This is a genomic window from Microbulbifer variabilis, from assembly GCF_052467165.1.
This window is the reverse complement of record NZ_CP174301.1, coordinates 4168380-4188509: the sequence shown is the minus strand read 5'-3', so window position 1 is coordinate 4188509 and position 20130 is coordinate 4168380. Positions and strand designations below refer to the sequence as shown.

Below are 20130 nucleotides of genomic sequence, written 5' to 3'. Positions count from 1 at the left end.
CGGGTGCTTAGAATAGCTTGTCTGCTAGGCGGGGGAAAATGCGTTAGCCCAAACGCAAAACGGCGCGCGAGTATGGCTCGCACGCCGTTCTTTATAGCTCCGCTACGAGCTGAGCCCGTCCGGCCGTCTCGCTGCGACAGGCTTATGCAGCCTGCGGCTCTTAGTAGAGACGCTGGAACTTGCGATTTTCGCGCTGAAGCTTTTTAGCGTGACGCTTAACAGCGGCAGCAGCTTTGCGCTTACGAACAGCGGTGGGCTTCTCGTAGAACTCGCGACGACGTACTTCAGACAGTACGCCTGCTTTTTCACAGGAGCGCTTGAAGCGGCGCAGGGCGATATCGAAAGGTTCGTTGTCTTTAATTCGTACAGAGGGCATTAGGATACCTGTTAAAATTCGTTTCTCTCGGCCATTCCGGCAATGCTCTCGCAGTTGCATCCGGTGGCCGGTTCACAGCGAGGGCGCAAATTCTAAACACTCCCCTACGGGATCGCAACCCCATTTTCAAGTATGATAACGGCCCCTCGAAGCAGTCACGAGTGTGAGATCAAGTGCGCGTCCTCGGTATAGAAACTTCCTGCGATGAAACTGGCGTAGCTATCTACGATTCAGAATCCGGCCTGCTAGGCCATGCCCTGTTCAGCCAAGTGGATCTGCATGCAGATTATGGTGGTGTGGTACCGGAGCTGGCGAGTCGCGATCATGTGCGCAAGCTGCTACCCCTGGTGCGCCAGGTAATGGCCAAGACCAATACCAAGCCCTCTGACCTGGATGGCGTAGCTTATACCGCGGGTCCTGGTTTGGTTGGTGCCCTAATGGTAGGTGCCTGTGCTGGCCGCTCCTTAGCATATGGTTGGGATGTTCCAGCGGTGGCGGTGCATCATATGGAAGGGCATCTATTAGCACCCATGTTGGAGGAAAACCCTCCGGCCTTTCCTTTTGTCGCCTTGCTGGTTTCCGGCGGACACACCCAGCTGGTGGAAGTGCGTGGTCTTGGTGACTACGAACTGATGGGGGAGTCCCTGGATGATGCCGCCGGTGAAGCCTTCGATAAGGCCGCTAAAATGCTCGACCTGGATTACCCCGGCGGCCCGCGTTTGGCTGCCCTGGCGGAGAAAGGTGACTCCAAACGCTTTACCTTCCCGCGCCCCATGACTGATCGGCCAGGGCTGGACTTCAGTTTTTCAGGTCTTAAAACCTTCACTCTGACTACCGTGCGCCAGCACGCCCTCGAAGATGGCTTGCCGGATGAGCAAACCTGCGCGGATATCGCTGCGGCCTTTCAAGAGGCCGTAGTGGATACCCTGGTGATTAAGTGTCGGCGCGCCATTAAGGCCTCCGGTTATAAAACCCTGGTGATTGCCGGTGGGGTTTCCGCAAATAAACAGCTGCGCGAGCGCCTGGAAACAAGTCTGAGCAAGGACGGTGCCAGTGTCTATTATCCGCGCCATGAATTTTGTACCGATAACGGCGCCATGATTGCCTATGCCGGTAGTTTGCGTTTAAAAGTCGGGGAGCAGACTGATTTAGCCGTGGATGTGCGCCCGCGCTGGCCTATGACAGAATTGCCCAAGACCGAACTTTAAAAATCCCAGGAGCAGCCTGGCAGTTAAAAAGAAAAGAGCCAATAAATGGATATTGTTTATATACGGGATTTAAAAGTGAATACCATTATTGGTATTTACGATTGGGAGCGGGAAGTGCGCCAGACCGTCAGCCTCGATCTGGAGATGGCTTTCGATATCAGTGAGGCGGCACGCACAGATAATATCGAGTACACACTTAACTATAAGGCGGTAGCCAAGCGCTTGATTGCCTTTATTGAAAGCAGTGAGTTCCTGTTGGTGGAGACCATGGCGGAGCAGGCTGCGGCAATTGTCAGGGAAGAGTTTTCAGTAAGCTGGCTGCGACTGCGTTTGTCCAAGCCGGGTGCGGTCAGGGGGTCCAGGGATGTGGGTGTCATTATTGAGCGTGGCGAAAGGCCAGCAAAAGGTGCAGCAGCGATGTCTGCGGGAGTGTAAACGTGGCTCAGGTGTATCTCAGCCTCGGCAGTAATATCAATCGCGCGCAACATATTCGCGCGGCTCTGGATGCCCTGGCCGGGCAGTTTGGCGAATTACAGGTGTCCCGGGTCTTCGAGAGTGAGGCGGTGGGTTTCCTGGGCGATAATTTTTACAACTTGGTAGTGGGGCTGCAAACTAACCTGCCGGTAGGGCAGCTGGCTCTTTGTTTGCGCGGTATCGAAGATGCCAATGGCCGCTTGCGCTCCGGACCCAAGTTCAGCGCGCGTACCCTGGATATTGATATTCTCACCTATGATCACCTGACCGGGATTGTCGACGGGGTAAAATTGCCACGGGGTGAGATTGTAAAAAACGCCTTTGTTTTGCAGCCTCTGGCAGAGATAGCACCGGAAGTACCGCACCCTGTTGAGCAAAAGACTTACCGGCAGCTTTGGGATGAGTACGATCAGGCTTCGCAGAAATTGTGGCCGGTAGAATTTATTTGGCCGTGATTCCAAAAAAATTTTAAAAAATGTAGATAAAAAAGCAGCCTTTAGAGGCTGCTTTTTTTGTCAGTAAAAATTAACTCAGGCTCATTAGCGCCTCTTTGGTAAACGGAGTGATTTCCTCCGCGCGATCTTCACGTACCTTGGCGAACCAGTGTGGGTCCTGTAGTAGTGCACGGCCAACGGCAATCAGATCGAACTCCTGGTTGTCCATACGGCGGGTCAGTTCGCCTAGATCGGTAGGGTTGGCAGTACCGCCCATGCCCTGGTTGTTGCCGCCGATAAAATCATCGTCGAGGCCGACACTGCCGACGGAAATTACCGGTTTTCCAGTCAGCTCCTTGGTCCAGCCTGCCAGGTTGAGATCAGAGCCCTCGAACTCCGGCACCCAGAAGCGTCTTGAAGAAGCGTGGAAAATATCAACGCCAGCTTCAACCAGCGGTGTCAGGAAGCGTTTCAGTTCTTCCGGGTTTTGCGCCAACTTGGCTTCGTAATCCTGCTGCTTCCATTGGGAGTAGCGCAGCACTATGGCGAAATCTTCGCCTACGGCTTCACGTACCGCTTTGATAATTTCCACTGCAAAGCGGGTGCGATTTTCGATGGAGCCACCGTACTCGTCATCGCGTTGGTTGGTACCTTCCCAGAAAAACTGGTCGATCAGGTAGCCGTGGGCGCCGTGAATCTCTACACCGTCAAACCCAATTTCCTTGGCTGCTTTCGCCGCGTCCGCAAAAGCTTGTACAACTTCCTGGATGTCCTCTTTGCTCATCGCCTGGCCATTGGGCTTGCCAGGTTTGAATAGGCCTGAGGGGGAGTAGCCGGGTACTGATTTATCCGGGCCTATGCCCTCTTTGCGCACGGAACCTACGTGCCACAACTGTGGGATAATCTGGCCACCGGCAGCGTGTACTTCGTCTACCACTTTTTTCCAGCCGGCGAGAGCGGCTTCACCGTAGATTGCCGGTACATTCTCGTAGCCGTTTGCGGCTTTATGATTAACGAAGGTGCCTTCGGTAATAATTAGTCCCACTTCACCTTCAGCTCGGCGGCGGTAATAGCCGGCCACCTGGTCATTGGCTGAATAGCCCGGTGACATAGTGCGGGTCATGGGGGCCATTGCGACCCGGTTGCGCAGCTTTAGGGATTTATGCTCGAAAGGACGCAGTAGGTTGTCCAGGGAACCACTCATATTTCTCTCCTGAATGTCTCGATTCAACACTGGGACTCACTGGTCCCACTAGGTCACAATTAAAACGGTTGCGTTATAAGACCTTATTTTAAGGTTGAGTTCAATATCTGGTTTCGTATTGCAACTCTTTTGCCGGTATACTGGCTAGGGAGCCTCTGAATAACTCCGTAATGCCTCTGCGGGCCTTGAAGGCTGCAGGTGTTAGGCGCAGCTCGCCGCGAATGGCCCTAGCCCTTGGCAAGAGCGGCAACGCAGCAGCTGTGGCCTTCAAGGCCCGCCCTTCGGGGCTTGCAGAGCGATTCACACTCCGCGTTGCGACTTCTTGAAAGGTCTAGATATTCCTGCGAAGCCGCGCCTTGATTGTGAACCGCTCTGCATGCCAGAGGTATCACGGAGTTATTCAGAGGCTCCCTATATGTCACGTAAACGCTTTGATGATCTTGATTGCTCCCTGGCTTGCGCCCTGAATGAGGTGGGGGACTGGTGGTCCCTGCTGATAATTAAGCAGGCGATGCTGGGTACCCGTCGTTTTGTGGACTTCCAAAGAAACCTGGGAATCGCCAAGAATATCCTTGTGGATCGGTTATCCCGTCTGGTGGATAACGAGGTGCTGGTGCGCTTTGATGCGGGTGAGCACGGCACACGCTACGAGTACCGCTTAACGGAAAAAGGTCGCGACCTGTTTACGGTGGTAATCGCCCTGCGCCAGTGGAATCTGCGCTGGAATGGCAATAAAGACGGCGTGCATCTGGTCGATAAAAACAGCGGCGAACCTATCCCTGAAATGGTTGTGCAGAATGCCCAAGGGCAAAAACTCAGTATTCGCGATGTATTATTTGTGGATGAAAATGGCCAGCCGCTAGAGCAGGCTGGCTAGCTGGCTTTTTGAGGGGCTCTATCAATCCTGGCTCTTGGACAGCAGTCTGATTATGTCCAGAGCCCTGCCCGGCTCCCAGCGCATAGCAGAGACAACGCCGTGCATGGCCAGTAGGCGCTGGTCTATTTCCCCTTTCTCTTGAAGTTTCTGTAATTTCTCTGCGGCCTCGGTAAAGCCGTGCTTCTCATAAGTGAGTAGTAATTTGACGGTCTGCTCCACCGGGGTGACTTGACGTGGAACTGGGGTATACCCCATCGCCCTTACCATACTCTCAGCCGCCAGCCAGGTGGACCAGGGGTTTTGTCCGGTAATAAGCTGGCCATCCACGCTGACTTGTTCCAGGTAAGTGGGCCCAGCCTGGAACACCGCGCCTTGCTTACGTAAGCGATCCTCCAGCAGGAATGGAAATCGTTGCTTGGCGTCGGGAATAAGAAAAAGCTCCTCTTCGTTAGTAAAAGCACTAATCTGCCGATCGGCGATCAAGGGCTCGCCATTATCCAGGGTGACATTGGCAAGGGCTGCTGGCCCGTGGCAAACCGCTCCGATAATTTTGCCGCTGCTATAGATTTCCCGCACCAGGGACTGGATATGGGGATTGTCGGGGAAATCGAACATGGTGCCTTTACCGCCGACAAAAAATACTGCCCGATAATCCTCTGCCGATACCTGATCGATAGGAATACTGTTATTGACCTTTTGTTGTGCCTCCGGGTCATTGAGAAAGGCATAGTCGAAAGGCCCAAGGTCATCTTTATCGATCACCGCAGGCGGTTTGCCGCCTCTGGGACTGGCAATATCGACAATAAATCCGTTGGCCGAAAAGATGTAATAGGGGCGTGCCAGTTCCGTTAACTCATAACCAGTAGCCTTGCCACTATCTCCCATCGTTTCAGTACTGGTGACAACAGCTAAGATTTTTCCTCGGCTTTCCCTGGGTAATTGTTGTAAATACGGTAGATCACTGACCGTCATAGTGGAAAAGTCCTGCTCTTGGGGTGGAATTAGGCCCTTAATCCAAATAATAAAACCAAAAAATACCGACAAAGTCAGTGCCAGGGAAATAACAATTTTCTTCAACATATTAATCTCCAAAATTGCGGTAGCAGACGGAAAATCTTCTAGTGAGTTCGTAGGAGAATAAGGGGTGGAAGGTGAAATTCAGGTGAGATGGTAGTTGCTAAATAGGAAGAAAGAATAAACTGCACTCGGGATCGTATAAGGCATGGGTGCCAATTCACTGTGCGTCTCGAGCGCAGTATGTTTTTGCGGTAAAAATCTGGACCTTAGAAAATTACTGTGTAAAAGACAGAGCACACTGATAAATATTTTTTCGACATTTGACGGCGATGGTCCAATTTAAGGCTTCACAGATTCTCTTGGCCAGGAAAAGGCCTTGACCTATACCGTCACTGCCCTCCCTCTTTTGGCCGGGCAAGAGGGAGGTTTCTAAATCTAATTGGTTGTCTGTGGCGTTCTCAAAAAAGAGTGTGTTCCCCTTATAGGTAATAACCAATTTAGGGTTGGAGGCGTGCTGTAATGCATTGCTGATTAAGTTATCGACTAGCAGACTTACCAGGTGTCGATTGGCCAGGACTCTGACTTTGTGCCCTAACTTTAAATCAACATGAAACTGCTTTTGTACAATTACCTGGTGTTGAACTAAAAGACGCTCCTCCAGTAAAGCACGCAATGGGATATCTTCCGACTGTAGAGATTCTGAGCGGGCGAGGGCCAATAGTGTCTTAACAGTTTTTTCCATACCGGCAACAGTTTCTAATAGCTCATTTTTCTCAGCTTTAGTCATTTCCCGATTTTGACTGAGAGCCAGTGTGCTTTTCAGAATGGTTAGCCCGGTGCGCAACTCATGGCTCGTATCCCGGGTAAACTCGGTTTCCCTGCGCAATGTCAGCTTGAGCTGGTTAAGTGTATCTTGCAACGTGCTTGCGAGATAACCGATTTCATCTTGTTCATTGTTATAGGGCAGGGAAATTTGAGAATCGCAGTTTCTCTGCTGCTTAACCGCTTTAGCCAGGGTTACTACAGGTGCGATGGTTTTACGGGAAATACGATAAGCACAATAGAGGGCTAAGAGTAGGGTCAAGATACAGGCGCCGGCAAAGAGCCAGAGAAGTTGCGAGGATTGTCGCGTAACAGTGAGTAATTCACTGACTTCAGCTACGAGAACGGCGGAATCGTTGCCCGGAAAATGTACTCTGCGCAGATGGAAGTGATGTTCCGTATCACTAAACCATTCTGCCTTTTCTGCATGGCTAGGTAGGGCAGTGCGCAGTTCAGTAGGAATTACTTTGCTTTCAGTGTATAGCGTTAAATAGGGTAGGCGTGGCTCTGGGATTGTTTTAGCCTGTTTTGCCTGCTGTTCGAGGTAGCGGACTTCCCCGACCAATAAGTTATCGAGTAAATGGTCTTCAATTACATAGGCCACCATCATACAGATGGCAAAAAACACCAAACATAGCAGCAGGGTAAAACTGCCAAAAATAGCGAAGACCTTCCTCTGTAAATTACTGGTTTCGCGCATTGGGAATTTCCAACTGATAACCGAGATTGGTGATAGTTTTCAACATGGGAACCAGGAAAGGCTTATCCAATGTTTGGCGAAGACTATAAATGTGGGATTTTAAGGCGTCTGTTTCTGGGGGTTCGTCACCCCAAATATGGTGGATGATTGCCGAGCGGCTTACTGGTGCTGGCGACGCCTGGGCGAGCATAGTGAGAATGCGAAAACCGATAGTTGTCAGGGGCAGAGGTTGTTTATCCCGGTAGGCGGTTTGCTGGCGCTGGTTTATCTGTAAATCACCCACCTTGATTTCTTCACTGGTATGCAGCTGGTGTCTACGTGCCAGGGCGCGGCATCTCAGTATCAGTTCCCTTGGTTCGAAGGGCTTACATAAGTAGTCATCGGCACCGATACCAAATCCGCGTTCTTTATCTGCGAGAGCATCGCGGGCAGTTAACATCAGAATTGGCATGTTAACTGGCGCTTGTGCCTTGATCTTTTCACAGACCTCCAAGCCGTCTATATCCGGCAGGCCCAGGTCGAGAATGATCAGGTCGAAGATTTGTTCCAGGGCCAGCTGTAAACCCTGGCGACCCCGATGGGCGTAATCTATCTGCCAGCCCTCAGCATGTAGGAATTCGGCAATCTGGCGGGCGATAGTGAGGTTATCTTCAATCAACAATATCTTCAGTGAGGGCACCGGCAAACCTCTTGTGGCAGAGTAAGTTGCCAAACATTCTGACAGAGTGTCGGTGAAATTGAAGTGAAGCCCCGCTCTAGATGTTGAGGTTGCGGCCGCCGTCAACAGCAATAATCTGGCCGTTGATATAGGGGGCGTCACAGACCAGGAAGCGCACGGTTTTGGCGATATCGCTGGGGTCACCGGTTCGGGCCAAAGGAATACGCTGGGTGATCTGTGCTTTCTTGGCTTCGTTAGTTGCCTCTTGCTCTGGCCAAAGAATGGCACCGGGGGCGACTGCATTGACCCGGACCTGGGGAGACAGCTCCAGAGCGAGGCTTTTTGTCAGCATTACCAGCCCAGCCTTGGCGGCGCAGTAAATAGTGTGCTCGGGCATCGGGCGCTCGGCGTGGATATCCGCCATATTAACAACGCAGCCCTGTTGTTGGCTGAGTGTTTCTTTCAGGGCCTGAATGAGAAAGAAGGGGACTTTGAGGTTGCTGCCTACCAGTCGATCCCAGTCCTCCTCGGTCGCCTTTCCCACAGGTGTGGGGTGAAATGCTGAGGCATTGTTGACCAGAACATCGATACCGCCCCAGGCCTCTTGTGCGCGCTGGGCCAGATTGGAACAGGCTTCGGCGCTATTCAATTCACTGTGCAACGCTATGGCAGAGTTGGGGCGAAGTCGGTTCAGCTCGTTTGCCAGGGCCTTGGCTGCATCAGCCGAGTTGCGATAGTGAATAACAACCCTGTGATCTCTATGCAGCTCTTTGGTAATAGCACGGCCCAAGCGTGCGGCAGCACCGGTAATCAACACATTACGCAATGTAATTATCCTTTATTTTGGCGATTGCCTTGATGCGCTCCCGGTCCAGTGCCTGCCCCAGCTTCGCACCCTGGTAGCCCTGTTTAATCAACTCCTCGGCAGTTACCGCCGATGCTGCTTCGCGAGCGGCACGTAAAAAGTCCACTTGTGGATAATCTCTATTCTCCAGCCCCTCACGACCCCGGGCATCTGCCTCGCAGGCGCGTAGAAAGTTTTCAAATCGCTCGGGACGTCGCAAGGCATCCAGACTGCGGATCATTTTCATAATGGTCTGTGGGCGCAATTCGAAGGCCCTGTGGCAATGCAGGTGGTATTCACAGACCCCGATAGCCAGTGCAGTCAGGTCTTTTGGGGTACGCCAGCGCTCACAGACGGCCTTTACCAGGGGCACGCCGGCGGATTCGTGGCCGTGGTGGCTAGGGAGAATCTCTTCGGGAGTTAACCCCTTGCCTAAGTCGTGCAGTAAGACTGCGAATCGTACTGGTAGCTCGGCAGGGGCGTTGTTAAGTGCCAGTAAAACATGCTCACCAGTATCCACTTCAGGGTGATGCTCTGGTGGTTGGGGGACACCGAACAGGTTCTCCAGCTCAGGAAGCAGGATGGACAGGGCGCCGCACTCCCTCAGTACCTGAATGAAGACATCGGGGTCGGGCTCGGTAAGGGCGCGGCTTACTTCCTTCCAGATTCGCTCCGCTACCAGATATTCAACCTCTCCAGCCTCGACCATTTGGCGCATAAGCGCCATTGTCTCCGATGCAACAGTAAATCCAAGGTGGTGGTAGCGCGCCGCAAAACGGGCTACACGCAGGATGCGCAACGGATCTTCGGCGAATGCTGTGGATACATGGCGAAGTAGCCGTGCTTCTAGATCGGCTTGCCCACCGTAAGGATCAATCAGGGCACCATCCTCTGATTCAGCGATCGCGTTGATAGTAAGGTCGCGGCGTTGCAGGTCCTCTTCAAGAGTAATACTGGCATCCGTATTTACGGAGAAGCCACCGTAGCCGCGTCCGCTCTTACGCTCTGTTCGCGCGAGTGCATACTCCTCGCCGGTCTCCGGGTGTAGAAAAACGGGGAAATCTTTTCCTACAGGATGGAATCCAAGATTCAACATCTGTTCTGGACTACCCCCAACTACCACCCAGTCGTGCTCGGTTACAGGGCGTTTAAGTAATTTGTCGCGTACTGCGCCACCAACGAGATAGGTCTTCAATAGAATCGCTCCAAGGCTGGAGAAACCGGTTTCCCGGTGAAGAGTTGCACTGCCATAAATCCATTGGTTCCGGCACTGCCCATTAAACAGGATATTGGGCAGGAATTTCAGGGAAGGTAGGAGTGAGATTTTGGCAAGATAAAAAAAAGGCCCCGAAAAAACAAGGGGGCCCAGGGTCTTAGGGTATTCGCTTAGCAAACATCTAATTGCCAAAAGTGGGGTATCTGACTTACCGGCCACCCCACTGGAGAGGATCAGGCGACACGTCAGGTGTCGCGTAATCTATGGCCATTCTATGAGACCTGTCATACCTGTCAACTATATCTTTTAGTATTTTTTGAGGGGGTTGTTTCGCTGTTCGTTAATAAATTACATGGACCGAATTTCGGGCTGGTTTTGCAGCATTAAACAGCATAATTTAAAGGGGCGGTTCTATTGGGCAGGATAATTTCGCGCCTGACTTCGGGGGATGGGGTCTGGGCGTGAGAGGCTGATCTGAGCATCAAGGACTGCAGTTGTTGGGGAGAAAAAATAATATGAGCGAACTACATGTGCTAACCACCGGCGAAGCAGCCAGGTATTGCGGCGTCAACTTCCGTACGGTGATTCGCTGGATAGAGCGCGGGCAACTCAAGGCTTACAAACTTCCAGGTCGCGGTGACCATCGTATTTGTGTGGAGGATTTCGTTGGTTTCCTACGTGATAACTCCATGCCTGTTCCAAACGATCTAGCAGTGCCCAGCCGTAAGGTACTGTTGGTAACTACAGACCCCGAACTGACCTCGTCGGGAATCCAAGCCTTAAAGAATATAGGCTGTGAGATCGAAGTTGCAGGTGATAGCTTCTCTGCTGGTATTTTGTTAGCTGATGCCAAACCCACTCTGTTAGTGATTGATGCGAGTTTGGTCGGCGATGGCGGCTTCCAGGTTCTGGATTATTTGAGAAGCCGCAGTGAGTACGCTAACCTGCGTATTCTGGTTGTGCCCTCTGACGATGATCTGGATAAGGCTCGTTGGTTGGATGCGGGGGCCGATGCCTTGTTGGCAAATCGCGAGGAGCGAGGAGAGCTGGCGGCTAAAGCGAAGTTGTTACTGGAAGCTGACGACTAAAGTATATCAAGCTGCGACTGGCTTAGTTTCCCACCCCTTCTGTGCGGGACCTGCCTATAGGCAGTCCCGTGCTGAACGCTTAAATAGGTTTCGGGATTAACATAGACTCCTCTTCTCCCTCCTGGCGGTCGCGACCTTGCTCGGGGCAGTGAAAGCTGGCCATAACCTCATCACCATTCAGGCTGTTGAGGTGTACATCAAAACCCCAGAGTCTGTGTAAGTGCTTGAGCACTTCAGTAGTTTCCTTACCCAGAGGGCGGCGCTGGTACTGGGTGTGATGTAAGGTCAATGAGCGATCGCCGCGAGTGTCTACTGAGAAAACCTGGATATTGGGCTCTCGGTTACCCAGATTGTATTGGCCTGCGAGATTCTCCCTTAGTTGTCGATAGCCGCTATCGTCATGAATTGCGCTGACAACGATTTCATTCTCCTTGTCGTTGTCGCTGATACAGAAGAGCTTCATATCGCGCATTACTTTCGGAGAGAGGAACTGCAAGATAAAACTCTCATCCTTGAAATCTCGCATGGCAAATTGCAATGTTTCCCGCCAGTTACTTCCTGCGATATCGGGGAACCAACGACGATCCTCATCAGTAGGGTTTTCACAGATTCGCCTCAGGTCACTGAAAATACTGAACCCCAGAGTGTAAGGATTTATTCCACTGTAGTGGGGGCTATCAAAGCCAGGTTGGTAAATTACGTTGGTGTGGCTTTGCAAAAATTCCATCATAAAGCCTTCGGTCACCCTACCTCGCCGATATAGCTCTGTTAGCAGAGTGTAATGCCAAAAAGTAGCCCATCCCTCATTCATTACCTGGGTCTGGCGCTGTGGATAAAAATACTGGGCTAACTTGCGGACAATACGCACCAGCTCTCGCTGCCAGTTTTCTAAAAGTGGTGCATTTTTTTCAATAAAGTAAAGGATGTTTTCCTGAGGCTCTTCTGGAAAGCGTTTTTCCTGGGTTTCCTCGGTGCCTTCTCCAAGTTTGGGGATAGTCCGCCATAGATCATTGAGTTGCCGTTGCCGGTATTCTTCGCGCTCTTGCTGCTGGCGCTCCTCTTCAATTGCAGAGATGGGATAAGGCCTCTTGTAACGATCTACGCCATAATTCATTAAGGCATGACAGGAGTCGAGTACTGCCTCTACCTCATCAAGGCCATAGCGCTCTTCACAACGGGAGATATAGTTCTTGGCAAAAATTAAGTAATCAATGATACTGCCGGCATCTGTCCAAGAGCGAAATAGGTAATTGCCTTTGAAGAAAGAATTGTGCCCGTAGGAGGCATGGGCAATAACCAATGCTTGCATCGTCATGGTGTTTTCTTCCATGAGATAAGCAATGCAGGGGTTGGAATTGATAACAATTTCGTAGGCTAACCCCATAAGGCCGCGCTGGTAATTATTTTCGACGCTGATGAATTGTTTGCCAAAAGACCAGTGGTGATACCCCACTGGCATCCCTACCGATGAATAGGCATCCATCATTTGCTCAGAGCTGATCACTTCGATCTGATTGGGGTAGGTATCCAGACCAAACTCTTCCGCTAGCTCGCTAATGGCGCAGTCATACTCCTGGATCAGTTCAAAGGTCCATTCAGAAGAAGTGGAAATAGGGCCAGAAGAATCAGATTTTTGTGAGTCGCTGCCGCTGGCAAATGTTTCTAGCATCGAGCGGTTACCTTTTGGCTAAACAACTGTCGAAAGACCGGATAGATATCCTGGACATCCACAATTTGTTCCATGGCAAAATGATTTGGGAATAGTGCGCGAACACTTTCATATTCTTCCCAGAGGGCCTGGTGATCTCGTGGGGTAATCTCTACATAAGAGTAATATTGAACATGAGGCATGATGTCATCAATCAGGATTCTATGGCAGGTACTGGAGTCGTCATTCCAGTTGTCACCATCAGAAGCCTGGGCACCATAAATATTCCATTCGCTAGCCGGATAGCGTTCGCGCATGATTCTTCGCATTAATTTTAACGCACTGGAAACTATAGTTCCGCCAGTCTCCCGTGAATAAAAAAACTCCTCTTCATCCACTTCTTTGGCACTGGTGTGATGGCGGATAAATACGACTTCGGTATATTCATAACTGCGCTGAAGAAAAAGATAAAGTAATAGGAAGAAGCGCTTTGCCATATCCTTAGTTGCTTGATTCATCGAGCCAGAAACATCCATCAAGCAGAACATGACAGCCCTAGAGCGCGGCTTGGGCTGGCGAATTAGTAAGTTGTATTTAAGGTCAAAATCATCAAGGAACGGCACACGACTGATACGCTGGCGCAACTCGATGATTTCATTTTTAATTGCCTCTATCTTTCGTTGATCACGCAAGGCGGAATCTTTCCGTTCCTCCATATCCAAGGAGTGCTCCAGCTCACGTAGTACCCGCCTTTTATTACTGGTAAGAGCGATACGGCGTGCATGAGCAGCCCTCAGGGAGCGAATGACATTGAGCCGGCCGGGTGTGCCTTCATTGCTGATGCCGGCACGAACTATCTGGAAGGACTCATTACCGGCCAGTCGGCGCTTGATCATATTGGGCAGCTGTAGCCCTTCAAACATAAAATCGAGGAACTCTTCTTGAGATATCTGGAAAACAAACTCATCTACGCCCTCACCACTATCACTGGCACCACCTCCGCCACCATCACCACCTCTTTGGCTTTGGCGAGGGATTCGGTCACCAGTAGTGAACTCTTTATTACCTGGAAGTACCCGTTCAATATGCCCACCGGCACCGTGAGAGAATAGTGGTTCGCTGATATCCCTGGTCGGGATACTAATGCGTTCGCCCTTGTCCATGTCCATGATGGAGCGGCTATTCATGGCGTCTCCGACAGCTTTCTTTATATGGGCTTTGTAGCGCCTCAAGAAACGTTGACGATTAACCGTGCTTTTCTTCTTTCCATTCAGGCGACGGTCGATGATATAGCTCATATTTCTGCCTTTGGGCGGATAAACTCACCGGTCAATTGGCCTGGAATTTGTTCAGAAATATCCTAGTGGACTCGCTTAGTTCTGGGTAACTGTCGGATATTTTGTTAAGGCCAGCTGGCTTGGTTCCCCGTGTAAAGGTGAGCTTTCCTTGGGGAAAGCCCTCCCACTGTGCTTTGAGGTCACTGCGATTTACGGACACGCAGATACCATTCAGACAATAAGCGTACTTGCTTCTCGGTATATCCGCGCTCGACCATTCGAGCAACAAAATCCGCATGCTTACGCTTGTCATCTGCAGAAGCTTTAGTATTGAAGGAAATTACTGGCAGGAGATCCTCGGTATTGGAGAACATCTTCTTCTCAATAACTGCACGTAATTTCTCATAGGATCTCCAGTCAGGATTTTTTCCCTGATTATTCGCCCTTGCGCGCAATACAAAGTTGACTATTTCGTTACGGAAATCCTTAGGGTTAGATATTCCGGCGGGTTTTTCCGTTTTCTCCAACTCCTCATTGAGCGCGCCTCGGTCGAGTATCTCGCCAGTCTCAGGGTCGCGGTATTCCTGATCCTGAATCCAGAAGTCAGCATAGGTGACATAGCGATCAAACAAGTTTTGGCCATATTCTGCGTAGGATTCCAAGTAGGCAGTTTGTATCTCTTTTCCAATAAACTCGACATATCTTGGAGCTAGGTACTCCTTGATGAATCCAAGATATGTTTCCTGGATTTCTGGAGGGAATTGCTCTTGTTCAATTTGCTGCTCCAATACATAGAGTAAGTGAACAGGGTTGGCTGCAACTTCCGTTGCATCAAAGTTGAAGACCTTGGAGAGAATTTTGAACGCAAAGCGTGTAGATAGGCCGTTCATCCCCTCATCAACGCCAGCGTTGTCCCGATATTCCTGAATAGTCTTTGCCTTAGGGTCGGTGTCCTTTAGGTTTTCTCCATCATAAATCCGCATTTTGGAGTAAAGACTAGAGTTCTCAGGATTTTTGATTCGGGACAGCACGGAAAATTGTGCCAGCATTCTCAGAGTATCCGGCGCACAAGGCGCTTTAGAGAGAGAGCTGTTTTCCAATAGTTTTTGGTAAATTTTGATTTCTTCCTGGACTCTCACACAGTAAGGCACTTTGACAATATAAATTCGATCTAGAAAAGCTTCATTATTGCGGTTATTTCGAAATGATTGCCATTCGGACTCATTGGAATGTGCCAGGATTGTGCCATTGAAAGGTATAGAGCCGAGTCCCTCGGTGCTGTTGTAATTGCCCTCCTGGGTGGCGGTTAGCAAGGGGTGAAGCACCTTGATTGGCGCCTTGAACATTTCAACAAATTCCATCAATCCCTGGTTGGCGCGACAGAGGCTGCCTGAGAAGCTATAAGCATCGGGATCATTTTGTGGAAAATCTTCGAGCTTGCGAATATCTATTTTGCCAACCAGAGAGGATATGTCTTGGTTGTTTTCGTCTCCGGGCTCTGTTTTGGATATTGCGACTTGATCCAGGATAGAAGGTCGAATTTTTACTACCCGAAATTTACTGATATCTCCCTTGAACTCATGCAACCGTTTAACAGCCCATGGGGACATAATGGTATTGACATATCGCCTGGCGATACCATAGTCCTCTTCCAGGATTCGACCATCTTCGCTAGGTGAGAATAAACTCAAAGGTGATTCAAATACAGGTGATCCCTTGATTGCGTAAATTGGCACCTGTTCCATTAGGGCCTTTAAGCGTTCAGCTAGTGACGATTTACCTCCTCCTACAGGTCCAAGCAAATAAAGAATTTGTTTTTTCTCTTCCAGGCCCTGGGCTGCATGTCGAAAGAAAGAAACAATCTGCTCTATGGCTTCTTCCATACCATAAAATTCGCTGAATGCTTTGTATCGCTTGATGACTTTATTACAGAAAATTCGAGATAAGCGTGGGTCGCGAGAGGTATCTATTAATTCTGCCTCACCAATTGCCATTAACATTCGCTCTGCAGGAGATGCATAGGCGCTGCGATCAGTTTTACATAACTCCAGATACTCCTGGATGCTGAGTTCCTCATCTTGGATTGACTCATACCTTTCCAGGTAGTGGTTGAAAATTGTCACGGTATTTACCTCCCTGTAGCCTAGTGGGCAGAGCTCAGCGTCCTGCTTATCAATTAGAGTCAGTGCACTGGTTGTTTCTAAGGTTGCACCGCTTGTACACATATGGTGATCAATATGTGAAGCGGCATAGCAATCGCCTTGTCTGAGATAAGCTCGGCAAAAGCGCAATTGATTGTTGCCGTTACTATCCTTGTTCTTCCCTGGGGTATACGGAACTGACCCCAGCTATTCCAGCATAGCTTTCAGTCTCATCACGGCACGGTATTGTTATCTAGATGGGTTGAATATAACGGCAGTTTTAAGTTTTATTCGTACTCTTTTAGAAGTGGGTAAAGCTCGAAGGAAGTAAAATGGCGATTCTAGTGACTGGTGGTGCCGGCTACATTGGCAGTCACACATGCATAGAGTTACTTGGTGCTGGCTTTTGGCCAGTTGTTGTGGATAACCTATCGAATAGCAGCCGGGAAGTGCTGAATCGTGTCGAGATGATTTCTGGGCAAAAGGTGCTATTTGATGACTTTGATATTGGCGATCAAGAGGAGCTTCGGAAAGTCTTTTCAGAATGTGAGATTGAAGCTCTAATTCATTTTGCTGGTATGAAGGTAGTAGGAGGTTCTGTCGAGCAGCCGCTACGTTATTGTCAGAATAATGTAGCAGGTATCCAGGCTCTTATAGAAGTGATGGAGGAATTTGACGTATTTCGAATGATCTTCAGTTCTTCTACAACTGTCTACGAGGAACCTGACACGGTGCCGATTAAAGAAGATTTTAAAACTGGAGCTACTAATCCCTATGGTGCCAGCAAGCTCGTCAAGGAGGGCATACTGCGAAATATCTGTGTCGTTCCTGGGAGCTACTGGAAAGTAAGTTTGTTACGCTACTTTAACCCTATTGGTGCACATAAAAGTGAAAGAATAGGTGAGGATCCTCGAGGAATCCCCAAAAATCTTTTGCCGTATGTATCTCAAGTTGCTGTTGGACGCGGTCCTTACCTACTGGTTTTTGGTGATGATTATGAAACTGTAGATGGGACAGGTGTTCGGGATTATATACTGATCTAGCTCTGGGACATTTAGCAGCCCTAGAACTACTTAGAAAGCCCACAACAGACCAGGGTTGCTTTATCCATAACTTGGATACTGGCCAGGGAAGTTTTGTGTTGGAAGTCGTAAAGGCATTTGAAAAACCAGTGGTAGAGAAATTCCTTATGAAATTGTACCGCGTAGACCTGGGGATATTGTGGAATGCTATGCGGATACTGAGCTGGCTGAAAAGCGGAATATGACCTGATGCAAATGGTTGAAGATGCATAGCGTTGGCAATCACAAAACCCGGGGGGATATAGCTCGTAATATCGACTCCCTGTAGAAAACCCTAACTGCTTGGTCTAACTTAACAGTTGAGGTTTGCTAATTTGCAGTAAAGTCGTAAGTATTTAATTTTTTATAGGCTGCAATCTAGGCAGAAGAACTCCTCATCATCCAACCGCATTGCCGTAAGGTAACCACCCCAAACGCATCCCGTATCTAGTGCATAGATATTTTTAGTATCGGCACGCCCCTCCAGAGCTGCCCAGTGGCCAAAGATAATTTTTTCATTCTTACTTTTTCTGTTCGGAAAGCTAAACCAGGGCTTGTAATCGGCATGCGCGGCTTGAGGTCCTCGTTTGGTCACTAAATCTAAGGTGCCATCTGCTTTACAAAAACGCATTCGTGTAAAGTAGTTGGTTATGGAACGTAACCTTTCGATACCGATAAGATGGTCATTCCAGCAATGTGGTTCATTACCATACATCCCATAAAAATAAGCTTTTGCCATAGCTTCATCAGACAGGGCATGCTCAACTTCGCGAGCAAGCGCCGCTGCCTTGGTTACACTCCAAATGGGAGGAATCCCTGCATGAACCATGGTGTACCCCTTTTTGTGTACTAGAAGGGGAAGACCTTGAAGCCAGTTTAGTAGCTGGTCTGAGCCTTTGGCTTTCAGGATTTTAGCTAAGTCATGCTCTTTTTCAGAAAGATGTTTGGCTCCATGGGCCAGAGCTAAAAGGTGTAAGTCGTGGTTGCCTAGAACGGCGGTTACCTGATGACGGTACTCATACAAAAAGCGCAAAGTGCCAAGACTGTCGTCCCCACGATGAACAAGATCTCCAGCAAGCCACAATTTGTCACGATCAAAGCGGAAGTGGATTTTCTTTAGTAGCCGTTGTAATGGCTCAAAGCAACCCTGAATATCTCCAATGGCGTAAGTAGCCAAATTTTCGTCCCCTAAATTGGCTTGTTATTTTTTTGTTTTTCAAGCTGTGTACAGAAATTTGCTAATCGGACAAATTCTTCAACACCGAGGGTTTCAGGGCGACGGCTGGCATCTACCGGGAACGAGTTTACATCCAGTTCTGGATATAGCGGTTTTAAAGCATTGCGCAGTGTCTTGCGACGTTGCTGAAAAGCTACATTGACAATTCGCTCCAGCAGCTTCTCATCCTCGGCAATGAACGGAAGTTTTTCATGAGGAGTAAGGCGTACGATTGCAGATTCTACTTTAGGTGCTGGTTGGAATGATTGGGGGGGCACTGGAAAAAGTCCCTGAACACGGCAGTGATATTGCACCATGACACTCAGACGGCCAAAGGATTTGTTACCCGGAGTGGCGCTGAGGCGGTCGACGACTTCCTTTTGCAGCATAAAGTGCATATCCCGCACTTTACCTTTGAAGCTGAGTAAGTGGAAAAGTAATGGCGTAGAAATGTTATAGGGCAAATTGCCAACTATGCGTAAAGGTGAATCTGCTGCAAATTCTCCAAAGTCAAATTTGAGGGCATCCTGCTCAATAATTTTAAACTGGAGATAATTCCTAAACTTAAACTGCAGTAAGGGTATTAAGTCCCGGTCTAGTTCAACTGCAGTTAGGGAAGGGCATCGTTGGAGGAGAAGCTCTGTAATCGCACCTTGCCCGGGACCAATTTCTACGAGTTTGTCGGATTCTTTTGGGGCTACGGCGCGTACAATACGTTCAATGATATTTTCATCGACTAAAAAATTTTGGCCAAAACGTTTACGGGCTTTGTGCTGGAAAAAACTGTCCATTAAATAATCTATACTTGAAGCTTTTTTGGGTTGATATATACGACAAAAGGGAGAGCCACTTTGCAAATACTGCGAGGTAGCTCACCGAGTAGCCAATTCAATAGCTTGCGCCAAAGCTGCCTCCAAACTACCACTGTCGGCATCGCCAGTACCAGCAAGATTCAGCGCGGTACCGTGGTCTACTGATGTACGGATAAAAGGCAGCCCAAGGGTAATATTTACAGCTTTACCGAACCCCTTGAATTTTAACACCGGCAGCCCCTGATCGTGATACATGGCCAATACTGCGTCACAGTGAGTTAATTGCGGGGGTGTAAAGAGTGTATCGGCAGGTAAGGGGCCAAGGAGCTGGATGCCCTCTGCTCGCAAGCTATTCAGAGCTGGTTCTATCACCTCTATTTCTTCCATACCGAGGTGACCGCCTTCCCCTGCATGCGGGTTTAAGCCGCATACCCCGATGCGAGGAGATTCGATCCGGAACTCATTGGTCAGGCTTTTGTGTAGAATTTGAATGACCTGTGTGAGGCGCTCTCCTGTGATAGCTTTACTGACATCTTTTAGAGGGAGATGTGTAGTCACCAATGCCACGCGCAGCTTTTCAGCTGCTAGCATCATTACGACTTGCTCAATACCCGCTTGCTCAGCAAAAAATTCGGTATGCCCACTAAATGGGATGCCTGCATCGTTGATCACTCCTTTGTGTACGGGGCCGGTTACTAAGGCATTAAATTGTCCTCTCAAGCATCCTTTAGCTGCAGCCTCCAGAGTGCTCAAAACATAGGGAGCATTGGTAGTACTCAATTGACCTGGCTTGGCACTGCTGGCCATTTGGATTTCTTGAATATATAGGCAGCCGGGTGGAGTAGCCGATGCTGCTGAATCAGGAGAGAAGGGTAGTAATGTCAGTGGGAGACTGAGAATGCTGGCGGCCTGGTATAGTAGTTCTGGATCTGCAATAGCTACTATTTGTGAGCTACTGCCCTGCTGTGCCACTTTAACTGCTAATTCTGGGCCTATACCTGCGGGTTCCCCTGGGGTTAGTGCAATTTTGGTGGTCATTTGGTGGGCCAATTCCTTG

At 49.4% G+C, this 20130-nt stretch carries 18 protein-coding genes and 1 pseudogene; 6 read left to right on the top strand and 13 right to left on the bottom strand.

Translation table 11 applies throughout. The features are described 5' to 3' along the window. Positions 1-160: 160 nt before the first annotated feature. Positions 161-376, bottom strand: a complete 216-nt coding sequence (gene rpsU, locus ACJJIP_RS18735) for a 30S ribosomal protein S21 (RefSeq protein ID WP_020411530.1) — start codon at positions 374-376, stop codon at positions 161-163. Positions 377-549: 173 nt separating this feature from the next. Between rpsU and tsaD the strand changes: the two genes are divergently transcribed. The 3 genes from tsaD to folK are packed head-to-tail and all read left to right on the top strand — an operon-like array spanning position 550 to position 2513. Next, entirely contained in the window at positions 550-1584 is a 1035-nt protein-coding gene (tsaD, locus tag ACJJIP_RS18730; protein WP_020411529.1) for a tRNA (adenosine(37)-N6)-threonylcarbamoyltransferase complex transferase subunit TsaD, read from the top strand. 45 nt (positions 1585-1629) lie between these two features. Continuing rightward, positions 1630-2019, top strand: coding sequence for a dihydroneopterin aldolase (folB, locus tag ACJJIP_RS18725; protein ID WP_020411528.1), 390 nt, complete (start codon positions 1630-1632; stop codon positions 2017-2019). Between the two features lie 2 nt (positions 2020-2021). After that, positions 2022-2513: a 2-amino-4-hydroxy-6-hydroxymethyldihydropteridine diphosphokinase gene (gene folK, locus ACJJIP_RS18720; protein WP_282951784.1), complete on the top strand. Its 492-nt coding sequence runs from the start codon at positions 2022-2024 to the stop codon at positions 2511-2513. Positions 2514-2583: 70 nt separating this feature from the next. Here folK and ACJJIP_RS18715 read toward each other — a convergent pair whose 3' ends face one another. After that, complete coding sequence (locus ACJJIP_RS18715; protein ID WP_282951783.1) at positions 2584-3696, bottom strand: NADH:flavin oxidoreductase; 1113 nt, start codon at positions 3694-3696, stop codon at positions 2584-2586. Positions 3697-4111: 415 nt separating this feature from the next. Here ACJJIP_RS18715 and ACJJIP_RS18710 point away from each other — a divergent pair, with 415 nt between their 5' ends. Next, complete coding sequence (locus ACJJIP_RS18710; protein WP_026304897.1) at positions 4112-4573, top strand: winged helix-turn-helix transcriptional regulator; 462 nt, start codon at positions 4112-4114, stop codon at positions 4571-4573. Positions 4574-4594: 21 nt separating this feature from the next. On the opposite strand, the gene ACJJIP_RS18705 is transcribed toward ACJJIP_RS18710, so the two are convergent. The 5 genes from ACJJIP_RS18705 to ACJJIP_RS18685 form a co-directional block, all read right to left on the bottom strand. Further along, positions 4595-5653, bottom strand: coding sequence for a type 1 glutamine amidotransferase domain-containing protein (locus tag ACJJIP_RS18705; protein ID WP_444945771.1), 1059 nt, complete (start codon positions 5651-5653; stop codon positions 4595-4597). Between the two features lie 211 nt (positions 5654-5864). Beyond that, positions 5865-7112, bottom strand: coding sequence for a sensor histidine kinase (locus ACJJIP_RS18700; RefSeq protein WP_282951781.1), 1248 nt, complete (start codon positions 7110-7112; stop codon positions 5865-5867). After that, entirely contained in the window at positions 7096-7791 is a 696-nt protein-coding gene (locus ACJJIP_RS18695) for a response regulator transcription factor (RefSeq protein ID WP_444945770.1), read from the bottom strand. Before ACJJIP_RS18695 ends, ACJJIP_RS18700 begins: the two co-directional genes overlap by 17 nt. Before the next feature lie 76 nt (positions 7792-7867). Then, on the bottom strand, positions 7868-8587 hold the full coding sequence (locus tag ACJJIP_RS18690) for a pteridine reductase (protein ID WP_342664441.1): 720 nt from the start codon (positions 8585-8587) through the stop codon (positions 7868-7870). A gap of 1 nt (position 8588) precedes the next feature. After that, positions 8589-9809: a multifunctional CCA addition/repair protein gene (locus ACJJIP_RS18685; protein WP_026304896.1), complete on the bottom strand. Its 1221-nt coding sequence runs from the start codon at positions 9807-9809 to the stop codon at positions 8589-8591. Positions 9810-10345: 536 nt separating this feature from the next. On the opposite strand from ACJJIP_RS18685, the gene ACJJIP_RS18680 reads away from it, so the two are divergent. Further along, positions 10346-10918, top strand: coding sequence for a helix-turn-helix domain-containing protein (locus ACJJIP_RS18680; RefSeq protein ID WP_020411519.1), 573 nt, complete (start codon positions 10346-10348; stop codon positions 10916-10918). A 79-nt stretch (positions 10919-10997) separates the two neighbouring features. Here ACJJIP_RS18680 and ACJJIP_RS18675 read toward each other — a convergent pair whose 3' ends face one another. From ACJJIP_RS18675 to ACJJIP_RS18665, 3 genes are all read right to left on the bottom strand, one after another. Continuing rightward, positions 10998-12587, bottom strand: coding sequence for a SpoVR family protein (locus ACJJIP_RS18675; RefSeq protein WP_020411518.1), 1590 nt, complete (start codon positions 12585-12587; stop codon positions 10998-11000). Beyond that, entirely contained in the window at positions 12581-13864 is a 1284-nt protein-coding gene (locus ACJJIP_RS18670) for a YeaH/YhbH family protein (protein WP_020411517.1), read from the bottom strand. Before ACJJIP_RS18670 ends, ACJJIP_RS18675 begins: the two co-directional genes overlap by 7 nt. A 179-nt stretch (positions 13865-14043) precedes the next feature. Further along, positions 14044-15966, bottom strand: a complete 1923-nt coding sequence (locus ACJJIP_RS18665) for a PrkA family serine protein kinase (protein ID WP_026304895.1) — start codon at positions 15964-15966, stop codon at positions 14044-14046. A gap of 350 nt (positions 15967-16316) precedes the next feature. On the opposite strand from ACJJIP_RS18665, the pseudogene galE reads away from it, so the two are divergent. Further along, positions 16317-17279: pseudogene (galE, locus tag ACJJIP_RS18660) on the top strand (UDP-glucose 4-epimerase GalE). Between the two features lie 130 nt (positions 17280-17409). Here galE and ACJJIP_RS18655 read toward each other — a convergent pair. The 3 genes from ACJJIP_RS18655 to pdxA all read right to left on the bottom strand — a co-directional run bounded on the left by ACJJIP_RS18655 (position 17410) and on the right by pdxA (position 20111). Next, on the bottom strand, positions 17410-18222 hold the full coding sequence (locus tag ACJJIP_RS18655; RefSeq protein WP_282951777.1) for a symmetrical bis(5'-nucleosyl)-tetraphosphatase: 813 nt from the start codon (positions 18220-18222) through the stop codon (positions 17410-17412). Between the two features lie 11 nt (positions 18223-18233). After that, positions 18234-19052 (bottom strand): 16S rRNA (adenine(1518)-N(6)/adenine(1519)-N(6))-dimethyltransferase RsmA, encoded by an 819-nt coding sequence (rsmA, locus tag ACJJIP_RS18650; protein ID WP_353377117.1) that lies wholly within the window; start codon positions 19050-19052, stop codon positions 18234-18236. Positions 19053-19133: 81 nt separating this feature from the next. Further along, positions 19134-20111, bottom strand: coding sequence for a 4-hydroxythreonine-4-phosphate dehydrogenase PdxA (gene pdxA / locus ACJJIP_RS18645; RefSeq protein WP_353377067.1), 978 nt, complete (start codon positions 20109-20111; stop codon positions 19134-19136). Between the last annotated feature and the right edge of the window lie 19 nt (positions 20112-20130).